General features: G+C 62.1%; 12 protein-coding genes. 9 read left to right on the top strand and 3 right to left on the bottom strand.

Features of this window, described 5'->3' with window-relative positions:
- Positions 1-120 precede the first annotated feature (120 nt).
- The gene (locus J3P97_RS00920; protein ID WP_305497599.1) at positions 121-459 is read left to right on the top strand and encodes a tryptophan synthase subunit beta; all 339 of its coding nucleotides are present in this window, start codon (positions 121-123) and stop codon (positions 457-459) included.
- Positions 460-643: 184 nt separating this feature from the next.
- Here the strand turns inward: J3P97_RS00920 and lapD are convergent, their stop codons facing one another.
- A complete protein-coding gene (lapD, locus tag J3P97_RS00915) occupies positions 644-2,590 on the bottom strand; it encodes a cyclic di-GMP receptor LapD (RefSeq protein WP_434570448.1) in 1,947 nt (648 codons plus the stop codon).
- A 14-nt stretch (positions 2,591-2,604) separates the two neighbouring features.
- Positions 2,605-3,267 carry a cysteine protease LapG gene (lapG, locus tag J3P97_RS00910; RefSeq protein ID WP_434570450.1) on the bottom strand — a complete coding sequence of 221 codons (663 nt, stop codon included), beginning with the start codon at positions 3,265-3,267 and terminating at the stop codon, positions 2,605-2,607.
- Positions 3,268-3,499: 232 nt separating this feature from the next.
- On the opposite strand from lapG, the gene J3P97_RS00905 reads away from it, so the two are divergent.
- The 5 genes from J3P97_RS00905 to J3P97_RS00885 all read left to right on the top strand — a co-directional run bounded on the left by J3P97_RS00905 (position 3,500) and on the right by J3P97_RS00885 (position 10,506).
- Entirely contained in the window at positions 3,500-4,180 is a 681-nt protein-coding gene (locus tag J3P97_RS00905; RefSeq protein WP_434673262.1) for a GntR family transcriptional regulator, read from the top strand.
- A gap of 688 nt (positions 4,181-4,868) precedes the next feature.
- Positions 4,869-5,645, top strand: a complete 777-nt coding sequence (locus tag J3P97_RS00900; protein ID WP_434673261.1) for a DUF3050 domain-containing protein — start codon at positions 4,869-4,871, stop codon at positions 5,643-5,645.
- Positions 5,642-6,574 (top strand): diiron oxygenase, encoded by a 933-nt coding sequence (locus J3P97_RS00895; RefSeq protein WP_434673260.1) that lies wholly within the window; start codon positions 5,642-5,644, stop codon positions 6,572-6,574. Before J3P97_RS00900 ends, J3P97_RS00895 begins: the two co-directional genes overlap by 4 nt.
- Positions 6,575-6,584: 10 nt before the next feature.
- Positions 6,585-10,010 carry an amino acid adenylation domain-containing protein gene (locus J3P97_RS00890; RefSeq protein WP_434673259.1) on the top strand — a complete coding sequence of 1,142 codons (3,426 nt, stop codon included), beginning with the start codon at positions 6,585-6,587 and terminating at the stop codon, positions 10,008-10,010.
- Between the two features lie 31 nt (positions 10,011-10,041).
- Positions 10,042-10,506 (top strand): SRPBCC family protein, encoded by a 465-nt coding sequence (locus J3P97_RS00885; protein ID WP_434602460.1) that lies wholly within the window; start codon positions 10,042-10,044, stop codon positions 10,504-10,506.
- 246 nt (positions 10,507-10,752) lie between these two features.
- Here J3P97_RS00885 and J3P97_RS00880 read toward each other — a convergent pair whose 3' ends face one another.
- The gene (locus J3P97_RS00880; protein WP_434570461.1) at positions 10,753-12,633 is read right to left on the bottom strand and encodes a methyl-accepting chemotaxis protein; all 1,881 of its coding nucleotides are present in this window, start codon (positions 12,631-12,633) and stop codon (positions 10,753-10,755) included.
- A 261-nt stretch (positions 12,634-12,894) separates the two neighbouring features.
- Between J3P97_RS00880 and J3P97_RS00875 the strand changes: the two genes are divergently transcribed.
- The 3 genes from J3P97_RS00875 (at position 12,895) to J3P97_RS00865 (ending at position 16,971) form a co-directional block, all read left to right on the top strand.
- Complete coding sequence (locus tag J3P97_RS00875; protein WP_434654252.1) at positions 12,895-13,395, top strand: sigma-70 family RNA polymerase sigma factor; 501 nt, start codon at positions 12,895-12,897, stop codon at positions 13,393-13,395.
- A 4-nt stretch (positions 13,396-13,399) separates the two neighbouring features.
- Positions 13,400-14,380: a FecR domain-containing protein gene (locus tag J3P97_RS00870; protein WP_434674494.1), complete on the top strand. Its 981-nt coding sequence runs from the start codon at positions 13,400-13,402 to the stop codon at positions 14,378-14,380.
- 86 nt (positions 14,381-14,466) lie between these two features.
- Positions 14,467-16,971 (top strand): TonB-dependent siderophore receptor, encoded by a 2,505-nt coding sequence (locus J3P97_RS00865; protein WP_434673258.1) that lies wholly within the window; start codon positions 14,467-14,469, stop codon positions 16,969-16,971.
- Positions 16,972-17,033: the final 62 nt, after the last annotated feature.

Below are 17,033 nucleotides of genomic sequence, written 5' to 3'. Positions count from 1 at the left end.
ACCTGACACAGACTCTGTGGCGAGGGCGCTTGCTCCCTCGCCACAGGATAAGTGTTCATAATCCCCACAGTTGGCCTATGCTGCCCAGCATGACGCCGCTTCATACATGAGGGATGCCCGATGTTTTATGTGCAACGCGATGCGCAAGGCCTGCTGGTGCGCGTCGAAGCCGCCGCTTATGCCGAGGCCACCGAGACCTTGCCGGCCGACAACCATGAGATCCAGGATTGGTTCGCCAACCAGGCGGTAGAGAACAGCCTCAAGCAACTCAAGCAGAGCGACCTGGAGATGATCCGGGTACTCGACGACCTGATCCAGGTACTCACCAGCAAAGGCGTCATCCGCGTCACCGACCTGCCGCCAGCGGCCCAGGCCAAGCTGATGGACCGCAACCAGGCACGGGAAGCGCTGGGCGGGTTGAGTCGGTTGATCGATGACGATGAGAAGGGGTTGATCTGATTCACCGCTGACCGTGGCGAGGGAGCTTGCTCCGTCGCCACGGGTTATACGGTGCCTGAGCTGGCGCCATCGCGAGCAGGCTCGCTCCCACAGTGAGTGGGGGTAGATTTCAAGCCTCAGCCCAACAAAAAACCATGTGGGAGCGAGCAGGCTCGCGAAGGCTCACTGACAGACAACGCAGCACTCATCCCCAACGCTTAGGCTCGCCCACCAACTGCCCTTGCACCCCAAACAACCCCATCTCGCGAATCACCGCCAGTTCGCCTTCCGTCTCAACCCGCTCGGCAATCAGCGGCAGGTCGATGCTGTGGGCGGCGCGCTGGATGGCTTCGATGAACAGGCGCTTGTCGCTCTCCTGGTCGATGGCGCGAATATAACTGCCGTCGATTTTCAGATACGCCAGCCCCAGCCGCGACAAGTTGCCGATCATGCTGAACCGTCCGCCGAAACGCTGCAGGCTCAGGGAGAAACCGAGCTCGCGCAACTGCCGGGTCAACTGCTCCAGCACCGCTTGCTCAGGTAATTGCTCCTCACCGATCTCCAGGGTCAGGCGCGCCCCGAGATTGCCGTGAGCCCGCAGGATTTCAAAGACCTTGTTCAACGCCTGTGGGTCGGCCAGCGTGGCAGAGGACAGGTTGAGCGCCAGGGATTGCTCGTGCCCGGCCATTTGCTTGAGCACCTGTTCGAGCATCAGGCGGTCCAGGCGCGCAGTCCAGCCGAAGCGCTCCAGCCATGGCAGGAAACGCCCGGCGGGGATGCTCTGGCCCTGATCGTCGAGCAGCCGCGAAAGCACTTTGTAATGCAGCACCACCTGGGTGTCCTGGGCGGCCACCACCGGCTGGAAATACAGCTCGAAGCGCTGGTTGCTCAGCGCCTGGTCAAGCAGGTTGTGCCAGGCATGGTGATCATCGCCAACGCTGGCCGACGCGCTGTGATCCAGGCAGGCCCAGCCCGGTTCACCCTGGGTTTCGGCCTGGGCCAGCGCCTGGTCGCCGAGCTGGAGCACCGCTTGCGGTGAGTCGCCGTGGACGAACGGGGCCAGCCCGATGGAGGCCACCGATGCGACGTCCGTCGCGCCGGTGGCGTGCAGGCTCGCCAACGCGCCTTCGAGATTTTGCGCCAGTTGCAAGGCTTCCTCGCGCACCAGCCCGGGCGCCAACACGGCGAACTCTCCGCCGCGGATGCGCGTCACCAAGTTATGGGTTTCCGGATAACGCGCGCACTCACGCAGCAATTGCTCGCCCACGGCCTTGAGCAACTGATCGGTGCGCTGCCCGCCCAGCCGCTGGTTCAACCCGGCCAGGTCCCTGACCCGCAACAACAGCAGATAACCGGAACTGGCCTGCTCGGGATTGCTCACCCGGGCATGCAGCTGCATTTCAAAGTAACGTCGGTTGGCCAGACCCGTGAGGTTGTCCTGATAGGACTCGACCCGCAGCTTCTCGCTGCGCTCGGCCTGCTCCTGGAACAGCGCCTTGAGCTTTTCGACCATCTGGTTCATCGCCTGCACCACCCGGCGAAGCTCAGGGGTACGCGGCAGCTCCGGCAAGCTGAGGAACTCCCGACGGGCGATGGCATGGGACTGATGCACCATGTAATCCAGCGGCTTGAGCTGACGGCGCAGCAGCAAGGCCCCCAACACCGCGCTCACAGCGCCGCACAGCAACAGCCAACCCAGGCTGCCCAGCGCGCTCTGCCACAGCTTGGCGAGGGCGAACATAGGGTGGCTGACCACTTCGACCCGTGCTGCCTGCTCCCAGCCCCGACTGACGAGCGCATCGCCGCCGGCCGGCTCCAGGCCAATGAGCTTGATGAACCACTGCGGCACGTTGCCGGCGTCCGGAATGCCGGTGCGTTCGACGATGGTGCTGTCGTTCTTCACGTCGACCACGCGGATACTCGCGTAGTAGCCACTGTCGAAGATCGAGCTGACCATCAGCTCGACCATTGCCGGGTCGTCGATATTCGGCGTCAGCGACAAGGCCAGCGCCGTGGCCGCATCCTGCGCGTGCGAGCGCAATTGATTGACGTACTGGGTCCGCGAGCTTTCCAGGCTGACCATGAAGCTGCCGCTGAAGGCAACCACCAGGAACAGACAGATAGCGATCAACAGCTGTTTGAACAAGGACATCTGAGCGCGCGCTCCTAGTTAGTCGTCTCGACCGGAAAACCTTCGGCCTGCATTTTTTTCAACACATCCTGCCAGCGGGACAGGCGCTTGGTGTCACCCACTTTTTTGTTGCCCTTGGCGCCCGGCAGCCACAGCCCTTCGGCATTGAAAGAGTAGACCGGCAGCAGGTCGGTTCGCTGGCTGGCCGGCTGGATACCGTCGATCAGGCTGTCGAGTACCAGGGGCATGGCATCGGGGGTGGCGTAGTAGGTCAGCACCATGTGCGCCCGGTTCTGCCGCAAGGCCTTGACGTAGGTGATGCGCAGCTTGTCACTGGACACCCCGAGCCGGCGCAGGCTGAAATACTTGGCGATGGCGTAGTCCTCGCAATCACCTGCGCCCTTCCATAAGGCCTGGATAGGGGTTTCCCAGTAATCAACCTCACGCCACAGGTCGATGTCTTCGACGTAGCGCACCTGCTTGTTGAAAAACAGGTTCACTACCTTGAGTTGTTCCAGTTCCGGAATCTGCTTCTGGGTCGCCAACAGTTGCTGCCACGCGTCGATCCGTTGCTGCCCTTCGCCCAAAGGCCCATATAACGCTTGCGCCCGGCGGCTGATCTGCGCAAAGTCCCAATCGGCCCGCAGGCCGCCCAGCAGCAGGCCGGCCAGCAACAATGCCGAACACAGCCAACGCATGGACCTGAGGACAGGAAAAGGTGCAGCCAAGGGGAATACGTCCGAAAAGGGCCGTTGGAAAATTCGTTGGATGGTGAAGCCTGGCCGGGCAAAAGACAATGGCAGGATGCAATCACCGCAAGCAGTCTAAACTTTAGTTCAGGAACCGGCGCCGCGAGACTTTGACGGCTTGGCAATCTGTAACTAATGTTGGCTTGGATCCAATTTCGTTACTACCAGTCAGGGTGTTGTCGTGACAAAGAAGCCCAACCCGTTAAGCACTATCCAGGTCAACGGCCCCATTCCCGCATCCCAGGCCCGCGCCGTGATCGAAAGCTCGCTGCGCGAAGCCATTCTCGATGGGCGCCTGCCCAGTGGCACCGCGCTACGCCAACAGGAACTGGCCGACCTGTTCGGCGTCAGCCGCATGCCGGTACGCGAGGCATTACGCCAGCTCGAGGCGCAGTCATTGCTCAACGTGGTACAGCACAAGGGCGCCGTGGTGGCTCCGCTGATCACCAGCAATGCGATCGAGACCTATGCCTTGCGTTCGGTCCTGGAAAGCTTCGCCCTGCGCCTGTCCGTTCCGCTGCTCAACGATAACGACCTGACGATGGCCGCCCAGTACATCGAGCAACTCGAGGCGCAAACCGACTACGCCGAGATCGCCAGGCTCAATCGGCTGTTTCATATGTCGCTTTACCACAGGGCACCCAACGCCAAGCTGCTTGACCTGGTCGAGCACGAGCTCAATGAGGAAGAGCGTTTCCTGCGTTTTCACATGTCATCGATGGGCCTGGGCACGCTGACCCAGGACGACCACCGCGCGATGCTCGCAGCCGCGGTGGCGAAGGATGTCGACACAGCGGTCGCCTTGCTGGAGCAGCACTTGGAAAAAGCCTCCGTCACCATGCGCCGATACCTCAACCAATAAGCGCAACCCCATCTCTGCGCCGGCGACGCGGTCGGCGTAGCACTTTTTTACACATCCTTCCCACACCCCCCATGGCCTTGCCCGGCGCGGTCTGTCTGCGCCCGCGTTCCATCGCGACGTCAGTCCGATGGAACTGCTATCCATTTGGGCTCACTCTTGCGTTTATCGATTCAAAAAAGACCTGAAGAAGTCAGCGCCTGGCTGTGGCCCAGGCGAATCGAAGCCATCACGCAAGGAGCGTCGTCCGAACGGCGAGATGACCCGCAAGTCTGGTCGGTCTCCCGCCCACAAAACATCACTTACTTAATTCCCGTTCTCTGAAGTGCTCCGGGTGAGGCATTCACTCGTACCATTCGATTCTGATAGTTATAAATCGGAAGGAGCAACTTCGACCCAGTAAAACTTATATGAAAAGTTTTAACGGCCCTCTTCACGCCCAAGAAATACGCCAACTTAAATATATAAAAAATAACTTGCAGAGCCTTTGTTACATGCACTAACTTTTTCTACGTCGAGTTGCCTTCGGCCCCGAAACTCATGACAGAAAGGCCTCCAGCAGGCCTTTCAACCCTGAGCAAAAATAAAACATCTGTATCAAGAAAACATGGACTCCGGTTCACGCGCTCGCTCGCACCGAAAAAACTGGCGAAGCAACTTCCGGACAAAAATCATTGATGAGGACGTTCCAATGCAGCCAACCAAAGAACAACTATTCCTGAAGAAACTCGAACTTGGTGAACACCCGGTTTTTTCTGAAATAACATCAATCGACCTGTTGCGCCGTTTTATGGAAAGTCATGTTTTTGCTGTGTGGGATTTCATGTCCCTGACCAAGCGCCTACAGCGCGAGCTGACCTGTATCCAGTTGCCGTGGCTACCTCCGGCCGACCCGCACGCAGCACGGCTGATCAATGAAATCGTCTTGGGGGAAGAATCCGATGACCGTCCCGGAGCGGGCTATTGCAGCCATTTCGAGCTGTACCTGGACGCCATGCGCGAGGTCGGCGCGGATACCCGGGCCATTGAGCAATTCATTGCCCTGCAACAGGAAGGCGTCAGCCCCGAGACCGCGCTGGACAGCGTCGAGGTAGACCCGGCCGCGGCGCGCTTCGTACGCCAGACCTTGCACAATGCCTTGCACGCCCCGGCCCACAGCGTGGCCGCCGCGTTCGTGCACGGTCGCGAAAGCGTCATCCCGCAGATGTTCCAGCGCATGCTGGATGCCTGGGGCATCGGCCTGGACCAGGCACCGACGTTTCGTTATTACCTGCAACGGCATATCGAAGTGGACTCCGAAGACCACGGCCCGGCGGCGGAAAAACTCCTGGCACGGCTGATCGATGGCGACCCCCAGCGCGAGCGCGAAGTCCTTGCCGCCGCCCTCGCCGCCGTCCACAGCCGCGCGGCGTTGTGGGATGGCTTGCGCCAGAGCATGGCCCTGCCGGTTGCGCAGGTGACGCCATGAACGCCATTTCATACCAGTCCTTCGCCGACACCTGGGAAAGCCGCGCCACCATCCGTACCCGACCACGGCGCCGGGTCGAGGATGACGACAAGCTGATCTTCCCCATGAGCCGTCAGCCTCTTGTGCACAGCCAGACCTTTCTCAGCCACTGCCCGCAGTTGCGCGATTTTGTCCTGGTGCAGAGCCTCTACAAATTCATCAATGACGTGGTGATTTTCGAGACTGAGCTGGTGGACCACACCGCGCGGCGCATCGCCAAGAACCGCTTCGGCATCGAGTTTCCGTTCGCCTGTCGCTACGACGCGATGACTGTGGTGGTGGATGAGGACTATCACGCGCTGGTGGCCATGGACTTCATGCAACAGACCATCGACATGACCGGCATCGAGCCGATCCCGCTGCCCGACCAGATCGAACTCAGCCGCGCGGTCCCAGCCACGCTGGCGCGCGCACCGGAGCATTTGCTCAGTGCCGTGGAGCTGATCTGCATCGCCATTGCCGAGAACACGGTGACCAACGAAGTGGCGGCCTTTGCCCGGGATGATTCGGTCAAGGCCTCGATCAAGGGTCTGATGGCGGACCACTTGCAGGATGAGGGCCGACACTCCGGTTTCTGGACACGGCTGGTGCAGATTTACTGGCGCACCGCACCGGAAGAAGACCGCCAAGCCATCGCGCAACTGATGCCCGGCTTCATTGCCGAGTACCTGGCGAGCGACCTGCAACAACAGTTCGATTTCGAGCTGATCGCCCATCTGCCCGTCGATGAATCGGTACGTCAGTCGCTGCTGGATGAGGCCAGTGCGTTGGCGTACCCGATCAATCGCTTTCACCCGCTGGTGGGCAACATCACACGCTTTTTTCGCACCAGCTCGATGCTCGCTTCACCGTGCGTGCGCGATGCCCTGGCCGACTACCTGACACCATGAGGAGCTTTCGATGAAACGCCTCGAAATTGCGCTATCCGGCACCAGCCAGGCCATGGCCGAACTGGCCCGGGAACTTGAACTTCACGGTCATTCGGTCAGGGATTTTCGATCGCCAACCGCCCACGGCGCGGTAGACCTGTCGATCGATGACGGTACGCTGCCGTGTGCCACGCAGGCGCGCTTTCGACTTCATGTGCGCGTGGCGCTCCAGGCCCTGCCAGGCCAGGCATTACCGCAACCGGTGGTGGTTTTCCGCGACGCTGCACAGCGCCTGTTATCCGAGGCCGTGGTTGCCCCGCCAAACCGGGGCAACGGCCAGTCATTGCGCCTCTGCGCAATGGCGGCGGTGGTCGAGCACGGCGCCCGGCTGGTCAGCCAGCTCTCGAGGGACGAGACCCGCTTCGACACCTGGCCGACGCTGGAAACCGACGTTGCAGACGAGCTCCTGCACGGGCTCGATGCGCTGGAGCCGCTGGCTTTGGAACACCACCTCAACCGCGCCCCGGTGCCCTGGCTCCTGGCCGCCGCCCAAGTGCCAGTGATGCACAGCATCGAACAACGCATGCTTGATCAGCCGACGCAACCGGCCCTGTGGGTCGACGGTCAGCTCATCGACTACCGATCCTTGCGCGACCTGACGCTCAGGTTGCAACAATCGATGCTGGAAATCCTGCCGGGCGCGACTGACCGCCCGAGGATAATCGGCGTGTGCCTGCCCAAATCCGCGCCGCTGTATGCAGCGATCCTGGCGGTGCTGGGATGCGGAGCGGTGTACCTGCCGCTGGACCCGCAACACCCGGCGCAGCGGCGGCGCTTCATCCTGGAAAATGCCCAGGCCGATCTGCTGCTGCATGACGTGCAAAGCGATCTGGACGACTGCGCGGTACCCAGGCTGAACGTCCATCGACTGCCCACTTCGAAACCGGCCATCCCGCTCTCGACAATCCGGCGCGTGGCGGGCATCGACGAGCCGGCCGTGGCGATCTACACCTCCGGCACCACCGGCCAGCCCAAAGGCGTGTTGCTCAGCCAGCGCAACCTCAGCCATTTTTGCGCGTGGTACTGCGACCATGTCGAGTTGAAGCGCGACAGTCGCGCACTGCAGTTCTCCACCATTAACTTCGACGCGTCGCTGCTGGACATCCTGCCGACGTTCATCCAGGGCGGACTGTTGGTCGTGCCCAGCGAAGACCAGCGCCGCGACCCGCAGCAACTGGTCGCGTTGATTCGCGCACAGCGCGTCAGCCACGCCTTCCTGCCACCGGCACTGCTGAGCGTACTGCCGCTGGACGCGCCGCTGGGGCTGGAACACCTGGTCACCGGAGGGGATGTCTGCGAGCCGTATGTGATCGAGCAACTGGCGCCACAGTGCTGCTTCCACAATATTTATGGCCCGACCGAAACCACGGTGCTGGCGACCACGCGGCAGTTCGGCAGCGGCGACAACAACCGCAACCTTGGCAGGCCCATTGCCAATGCCCGGTTGCTGATTCTGGACGAGCAACGGCAACCGGTGCCCGACGGCACGCCCGGTGAGCTTTACATTGCCGGTCCGGGTGTCGGCCTGGGGTACCTGAACGCTCCGGGACTGACCGCCGAGCGCTACCTCAACCTGACGTTGCCCACCGGGCAGACGCTGCGGGCCTATCGCACCGGTGATATCGGCCAGTGGACGGACGCTGGGATCGAGCTGTGTGGACGTCGCGATAACCAGGTGAAGATCCGTGGCTTTCGGGTCGAGCCCGAGGAGATCGAACATTGCCTGCGCGACAGCCAGCTGTTTCGTCAGGTGGCGGTGGGGGTGGATGAACGACGGCGGATCCTGGCGTTCCTGGTGAACCCTGTGCAAGAACTTCCCGGCGCGGCTCTTCAGGCATTGCGCGAACATGTGCAGGAAAGGTTGCCCAGCTACATGCACCCGACGGCCTACATCGAGCTGCCCAGCCTGCCTTACACCAGCAACGGCAAGGTTGATCGCCGGGCGTTGCTTGCCTCGGCGGTGCTGGTCCAGGCCGGAGGCCAGGGACGCCAGCCGCAGAACGCCTTGGAAAACCAGCTGCGAGCGCTTTGGGCCGAGCTGCTGGAACTGCCGGCCGAGGACATCGCCACCGACGAGAGCTTCTTCAACCTCGGTGGGCATTCGATTCTGTTGTCGCAATTGCTGCTGAGCGTCCGCCAGTCGTTCGGCCGTAGCCTGTCGATCAATCGCTTCATCGAAGCGCCGACACTGATCACCCTGGCGAAGCTGCTCGACGACTCCGAACAGAGCGATACGTCAACGCTGAGCCCGCAGGCTTTCATCGACGCCGAGGCGGAGCTCAACCTTGATCCACTGCCCATCAGCCAGAGCGGTGACGTGCACAAAGTGTTGGTGACCGGTGCCAACAGCTTTCTCGGCGTACACATCGTCGAGGCGTTGCTGGCGTGGGGCGCCACCGAGGTTGCGTGCCTGGTGCGTGAGTCCGGCGGGCAAAGCGCGGCCGAACGGTTCGCCCAGGCGCTGCGGGACAATCGCCTGGAGCACCTGGACCTGAGTCGCGTCAGCGTCTACGCCGCCGACATCACCCAACCGCAACTGGGTTTGCCGGACGACATCTACCAACGCATCGACAGCACCTTCGGCGCGCTGGTGCACAATGCGGCCCACGTCAACCACGTGCTCGACTACGAGTCCCTGGCGCGGGACAACGTCGAGCCGATCTTCGAATGCCTGCGCCTGTGCGAAGGCCGGCGCAAGAAGATCTTCAACTTCGTCTCGACGCTTTCGGCTTCCAGCGCCCTGGACGCCGATGGCCAGGTGTTGGAGCAGCCAGCGGCGCAGACACCGCCGATCTACATCAAGAACGGCTACAACCTGTCCAAATGGGTCGGCGAGCGGATCCTGCAGCGGGCCCGTGACCTTGGCGTGCGGGTGAACCTGTTCCGCCCCGGTAACATCAGCTTCAACAGCCAGACGGGGGTCTGCCAACCCCACAAGAACCGGTTGATGCTGATGCTCAAGGGCTCGATCCAGCTCGGCCAGGTGCCGGCCCTGTCGCTCAACTTCGACCTGATGCCGGTGGACTTCCTGGCCCGTTTCATCGCCTTCCACGCCAGCCGCTACCAACCGAACCAGGCCGTGTTCAACCTGCACAACCCCGAACCGCTGAGCTGGGACGCCTACGTGGCGTCGTTCCGTGACAGCGGCCGGGCGTTTTCCCTGGTGAGCGTCGCCGACTGGCAACGGCAATTGGCGCGGGTCGATGCCGACAACGCGTTGTTCGGCGTGCTGGGCTTCTATCTGAACGGCTTCGAGGAGGACATCGGCGACATCTCGCTGATCCGTCATGACAACGCCCGGTCCGGCGTGCGGCAGATGGGCGCGCGCTACCCGGAAAAGTCCCCGGCCCTGCTACGCCGTGGCGCGGACTACCTCAAGGCCATTGATTTCATCTGAACCATCCCACCCCAAAGCAAGGAGCAAGACCATGACGACATTTCAACCCGACACACTGATCAAGAATCCTCAAGCCTGCCACGTTGAAACCTCGGTGCAAGTGTCCGCTGACGCGGCGCGAGTCTGGGAAGTAGTGGGCGACTTTGGCGGGTTCAACCGCTTTATTCCCGCGCTTGCGCGCATCGAGATGACAGGCGAAGGGGTGAGATCCCTGCGCAAGAAATTCTTCGTCGACGGACAGAACCTGGTGGTGGAACAGCTCAACAGCCGTGACGACCAGGCCATGCACATGACCTGGACGCTGATCTACAACACCCTGGGCATCGACAACCTCTGGGCGGCCATGCGCGTGGAGCCCCTGGCGGACAACCGCTGCCGCGCCACCTGGACCATCATTGCCGACCACACCGACGCCCATACCCCGTCGGGCTTCAGGGATTTCCTGCAAGGGTTCGCCGATGAAGCGATGGAGAACGTGGTGAAGATGTTCACCTGACCACTACTCCCTTGTGGGAGCGAGCCTGCTCGCGAAAGCGTCAGCCCGGACACCGCCCCCTTATGGACAACCCAAAACCCCCGTGGCCAGGGAGCTTGCTCCCGCTCGGCTGGCAGCAGTCGCCAAACCGGCTGATGCGGTCCGCCTGGAGACTGCCGGGGCCCGCTTCGCAGGCCAGCGGGAGCAAGCTCCCTCGCCACGAGGAAAGCCATGGAGAACCAGCGCGATGGCGCTGGTTCGGCTGGATCAGATCTTGAAGCTGTCCACCAGTTGCTTCAACCGATTGGCCTGTTGGGACAAGGCATCGCAATCCTTCAGCGTTTCGTTGAGGTTGGCGACGCTCTGCTGGTTCAGCAGGTTGATGTGGCTGACATCCATGTTAAGGGTTTCCACCACGGCGGTCTGTTCTTCGGTCGCGGCGGCCACCGACTGGTTCATGCCGTCGATCTCACCGATACGCTGGGTCACGCTGACCAGGCGCAGGCCGGCCTGGTTGGCCACTTCCACGCTTTCTTCGCTGGAAGCCTGGCTGGCGTTCATGGTGGTCACCGCTTCACGAGAACCGACCTGCAACGAAGTGATCATCTTGTGGATCTCCTCGGCCGACTCCTGCGTGCGGTGCGCCAGGTTGCGCACCTCGTCGGCCACCACCGCAAAGCCACGCCCGGCTTCACCGGCACGGGCCGCTTCGATGGCGGCGTTCAAGGCCAGCAGGTTGGTTTGCTGGGAGATGCCCTTGATCACATCGAGGATGTGCCCGATGTTGTCGGTGCTGGCGTTCAGGGTTTCGATCTGGGTGCACGACAGGCTGATCTTCTGCGACAGCGCGGTCATCGCCTGGATGGTTTTTTCCACCACCTGGCGCCCGTCATCGGCTTGCTCGCTGGCGCCGCTGGCCTGTTGCGAAGCATCGGCGGCATTGCGGGCGATTTCCTGGGTCGCGGCGCCCAGCTGGTTGATCGCGGCGGCCACGCTGTTGGTGCGGGCGCTCTGCTCATCCGAGCCGACAAGCGAGGCGTTGGACGATGTCATCACCCGTTGCGACAAATCGTGCACCTGCCGCGTGGCCGAAGACACTTCGGCGATCGATGCATGGATGCGCTCCACGAATTGGTTGAACGAGCCACCCAGCACAGCGAACTCATCCTTGCCCTGCACGACGAGACGGCGGGTCAGGTCGCCTTCGCCCTGGGCAATGTCCTGCATGGCACGGCCCATGGTGGTCAACGGACGCATCAATACCTGGATCAGCAGGCTCAGCAGCAACGCAATCGCCGCCACCGCGACGAACATCGCAATCAATGCAGACGTACGGAAATGGCTCAGTGGCGCGTAGGCCTTGGCTTTGTCGATCGACAGTCCGATATACCACTCGGCGTTCGGCAAGCCTGCCACCGGGGTAAACGAAAGGATGCGGTCCTCCCCGTTCAACTCGACTTCCTGGATACCTTTGCCGATGCGCACCGGCGTGCCTGGGTAAATGTCCTTGAGATTCTTCATCACATGGTCTTTGTCAGGGCTGACGATCACCTGACCGTCGCCGCTGACCAGGAATGCATGGCCGATGCCACCGAAATCCACCGAGTTGATGATCTTCACCAGGGTTTCCAGGCTCAGGTCGCCACCCACCACACCGAGCAGTTCGCCGTTGTGCTTGACCGGCAGGGCAATGGTTACCACCAGCCCGCCGACGGCCGCCATGTAGGGCGGGGTCAACATGGTTTTATCCGCGGCGACCGCCTGCTTGTACCAAGGGCGCTGACGCGGGTCGTAGCCGTCGGGCATCTTGGCGTCAGGCCGCTGAGTGAAAACGCCGGTGTTCTGGCCGACGTAGGTGAACTGGAAATTCGAGGTCAAGGCCGGCTGGTCGACGAGCCCCGGCAAATCGGCCCCCGCGCCCTGGTGTGCGATGTTCTGCGCCAGGTTCTCCAACACCAGCACACGACCGCTCATCCAGTTCTGGACGCTGCTGGCTGTCAGGTCGCCGGATTGCTCGATGGACGATTCCAGGCTTCGACCGATGGTGTTGCGCTGCAGGTAATCGTTGTAGAGGGTGAACAGGGCAAAAGCCAGGACCACCACACCAGAGGCGGCCAGGAGGATTTTGTGACTGAACTTGAGATTCATGGGTGGGCTTCTTATGCAGGAAGTGGAGTGCAACTGCCATGTAACCGGTGGGCGCGATATTGGATCCGCTCCATTTTGGTGCACCTATATCACTCTGTCGGCCAATGCCTACAAAAAATTAGGCCGCTGTTCGATTGTCCGACGGAACGGCTTGATCGGCGTCCCGTGACGCCCGCAGGCGAATGAATGGTGGTTGCAAAATTGACCCGCGCTGATGACAATGCGACCTATTATCATTTGTGACTCCAGGCCGTCGCGTTCATGTCATCCCCCCAGTTTGCAGTACAGGCGCTCTACAGTAGCCATCACGGCTGGCTCCACACATGGCTGCGCAACCGATTGGGCAATGCCGCCGATGCAGCGGACCTGGCCCAGGACACCTTCGTGCGCCTGCTGCAACGCACCGAACGCCTGGAACTCAAGGCGCCACGCGCCTTCCTGCGCACCATCGCCCAGGGCTTGGTGATTGACCATTGGCGCCGAGCGGAAATCGAACGCGCCTACCTTGAGACCATCGCGCACCTGCCGGAAGCGCAAACGCCCGGCGCCGAAGCCCAGGCATTGATCCTGGAGCTGCTGGAGGCCATCGCCCGGATGCTCGAAGGCCTCAAGCCCAACGTGCGCAAGGCGTTCCTGCTGGCCCAGTGCGAAGGCCTGACCTACAAGCAGATTGCCGAACAGATGGGCATTTCCCTGCGCTCGGTGGAACGCTACGTTGCCGACGCGTTGTATCACTGCTATGTGCTGCGCTATGAAGATTGAACCAATGGACCAGCCTTCGGGCCGGGGCCCATCACAGCAGGTGGTCAAGCAAGCGATCCATTGGTTGCTGCGCCTGCGCAATCATGCCGCCAACCCGGCCCTGCGCCAACAGTGCGAGGCCTGGCGCATCGCTCACCATGACCACGAACTGGCTTGGCAACGGGTGCAATCGCTGCACAGCGAACTGACTTCCAGCCTGCGGGCGGTACCTGGCGCCCGGACTGCCCTCGAAACCCTGGAGACCAGCGCCCAGCGCCTCGGCCGGCGCCAGGCCCTGAAGCTGTTGTCAGGCGTGGCGGTGATGGGCTGCGCCGCCTGGCTGGGCAAGGACCTGGGCTGGCAGCCGTGGAGCGCCGATTTTGCGACCGCCACCGGCGAACGACGTGGCTTCCAACTGCCAGACGGCACGCGACTGGAGCTCAATACCAACAGCGCGGCCGACCTTGACTACACGGCTTCACAACGCCTGATCACGTTGACGCGCGGCGAAATCATGCTCACCTGCGGCCGCGATCCCGGACGCCCATTATTGGTAAAAAGCCGACACGGCTTGTTCGAGGGGCTGGAGGGCCGCTTCGTCGTGCGCCAGGACAACGACTGCACGCGCCTGAGTGTCACCAGCGGACACGTCGCCATCCGCTCGCATGTGGGCAGCGACGGCGTCCCGATCCAGGTGGAAGCTGGCCAAAGCTACCTGATCAACGCATCCACCGCGGCGCTCGCGCCCCCCCTGGACATGGACGCCGGCGCCTGGGCGGACGGCTTGATCGTCACGCGCAACATGCGCCTGGAAGACTTCCTCAACGAAGTGGGACGTTACCGCCGGGGCTACCTGAAATGCTCCGCCTCGATCGCCGATTTGCGCTTGTCAGGCGTCTTCCGTCTGGCAGACACCGACAAGCTGCTGGCCGTCCTGCCGCACACGCTCCCCGTGCAAATACACTACCGAACCCGCTGGTGGATCACGGTGGAGCGTACGGCCTGATTTTTTTTGGCGGGTTTTGCGCGGGCGTCCGGCTAGGACAGTAAGCAACGCTTATCTGCCTCCAGCGACTCCAACGGAAACCTACAATGACTGAGCGCGTGACTATCAAGACTTCCCTCGGCTGTTCCTCGCCCACCGGCCTGCTGCGCCAGGCCATCCGCGCCGCGCTGTTGAGCACCGCGCTCGGTGTTGGCGCCCTACCGATGTCCGCTGTCGCGGCGCAGGATGGCGCGATCGCCGGCCGCCAGAGCTACAACATAGCCGCCGGCCCGTTGAGCGAGGTACTCAACCAGTTCGCCCGCCAGGCCGGTATCACCTTGGCAAGTACCCCTGGACAAACCGGCGGCGTCCAGTCCCCGGGCCTGAAAGGCGAATATTCGGCGGACCAGGCCCTGCAGCAGTTGCTCAGCGGCTCCGGGCTGGTTGCCGTCAGCCAGGATAGCGGCAGCTATGTGCTGCAAACCGTGGCCCCCGAAAGCACGTTGGCGTTGCCGACCACCGACGTCAAAGGCTTCGCCCTGGGTAACGCTCTCGGCAGCATGGAAGGCTACAACGCCACCCACAGCCAGGTGGCGACCAAGACCAGTACCGCCCTGCGGGAAACGTCGCAAAGCGTATCGGTGGTCACGCGCGAGCAAATGGACGACCAGGGCGCGCAAACCGTGTCCCAGGCCATGCGCTACACCCCTGGCGTGCTGACCAACCCCTATGGCGCGACCCACCGCTACGACTACGTGGCGATGCGCGGCTTCAACGATGGCTCGGTGGACAACATCTACCTGGACGGTCTGAAGTCGATGGGTGACAGCGGCACCTACAGCTCGATTCAGGTCGATCCGTATTTCCTCGAACGGGTCGACATCCTCAAGGGCCCGTCCTCCGTGCTCTATGGCCGCAGCTCGCCGGGTGGCCTGGTGGCGCTCACCAGCAAGAAACCGCTGTACGAGGCCTATCACCAGATCCAGGCCACGGTCGGTACCCAAGGCCAACGCGGCATGGGTTTCGACTTCAGCGGCCCGGTGGATGACGACAAGCGCATCGCCTACCGCCTGGTCGGCCTGGCCGATACGTCCGACACGCAATTCGACCACAACAAGGAAAAGCGCTTCGCCCTCGCGCCAACAGTGAGCATCGACTTTAGCGAAGACACCTCGCTGACGTTGCAAGCCTACCTGCAGCATGACCCCGACGGCGGCTACCACGGCGGCATGCCGGCGAACGGCACCTTGCACAAGCGCAACGGCCGGCGGATTTCGGAGAACTTCTTCGAAGGCGAGCCTGGCGTCGACGGCTACGAACGTGACCAGCAGTCGTTCGGCTATCAGTTCGAACACCGCTTCAACGACGTCTTCACCGCCCGACAGAATTTCCGCTACCTGGATTCGGACGTCAGCAATGACCAGGTCTATGCCTACGACTGGACCACGCCGACCAGCAACGAGCTGAACCGCTATTACACCGGCGCTGAAGAAAAGCTCCACGCCTTCATCGTCGATAACATGCTCCAGGCGGAATTCTTCACCGGCGCCACCAAACACACCGTGCTGATGGGCGCCGACTACCAGCGGCGCAAGACCGTGGTCGACTGGACCAGCGGCAGCCTCGCGCCGATCAACGCCTTCGACCCGGTCTATGGCAACTCGGCGATCAGCTACTTCAGCCCCACCAGCTACCTGCGGCGCCTGGAGCAGACCGGCGTCTACGTGCAAGACCTGATCGAAATGGACAAGTGGCGCTTCTCCCTGGGCCTGCGCCAGGATTGGGTCGAGACCTCGGACGAGAACCGCATCGCCGAATTCGGGCGCCCGGAAGGCACCGAGATCAACGACAAGCGCACCAAACTCACCGGCCGCGTCGGGGCGCTGTACCTGTTCGACAACGGCCTGGCGCCGTACATCAGCTACTCCGAGTCGTTCAACCCCAACTCCTACGCCGACAGCGCCGGCAATCCGCTATCGCCTACCGATGGCAAGCAGTGGGAACTGGGCCTGAAATACCAGCCGCCGGGCACCGACGACTTGTACACTGCCTCGCTGTTCCGCATCGACCAGGAGAACCTGGCGACCAAGCTGCCCCAGGAAAACTTCTACCGCGCCGTTGGCGCAGTTCGTTCCCAGGGCCTGGAACTGGAAGCGCACATGCAGTTGACCGAGCAGTTCAAGGTGCTGGGCAGCTACACCTTCACCGACATCGAATACTCGAAATCGATGGTCAGCACCCTGAGCACGCCCACCGACATCATCGAAAACAAAGGCAACTCTCCGACCCAGGCCCCGCGCCACATGGCATCGGTGTGGGCTGACTATAAATTCGACAGCGGCACGCTCGATGGCCTGCGGCTGGGCGGCGGCGTGCGGTATGTCGGCTACAGCTGGGCCGACGCGGAAAACACCATGAAGGTGCCGTCGTACACGCTGTTCGATGCCTCGGTGGGGTATGACCTGGGCAAGGTTGGCTTGAAGGGCGTGGATGTTCGCCTGAACGCGAACAACCTGACCAACGAGACCTACATCGCGTCATGCGCCAGCCTGAGCTATTGCTACATGGGCGAGGAGCGCAACGTGGCGGCTACGGTGAGTTATCAGTTCTGACCCGTTTTCTGCTTTGATTCACTTCTGTGGCGAGTGAGCTTGCTCCCGCTCGGCCGGGCTGG

Source organism: Pseudomonas sp. R1-15 (assembly GCF_051132085.1).
Lineage (GTDB): Bacteria > Pseudomonadota > Gammaproteobacteria > Pseudomonadales > Pseudomonadaceae > Aquipseudomonas.
This window is presented reverse-complemented; position numbering and strand designations above follow the sequence as displayed.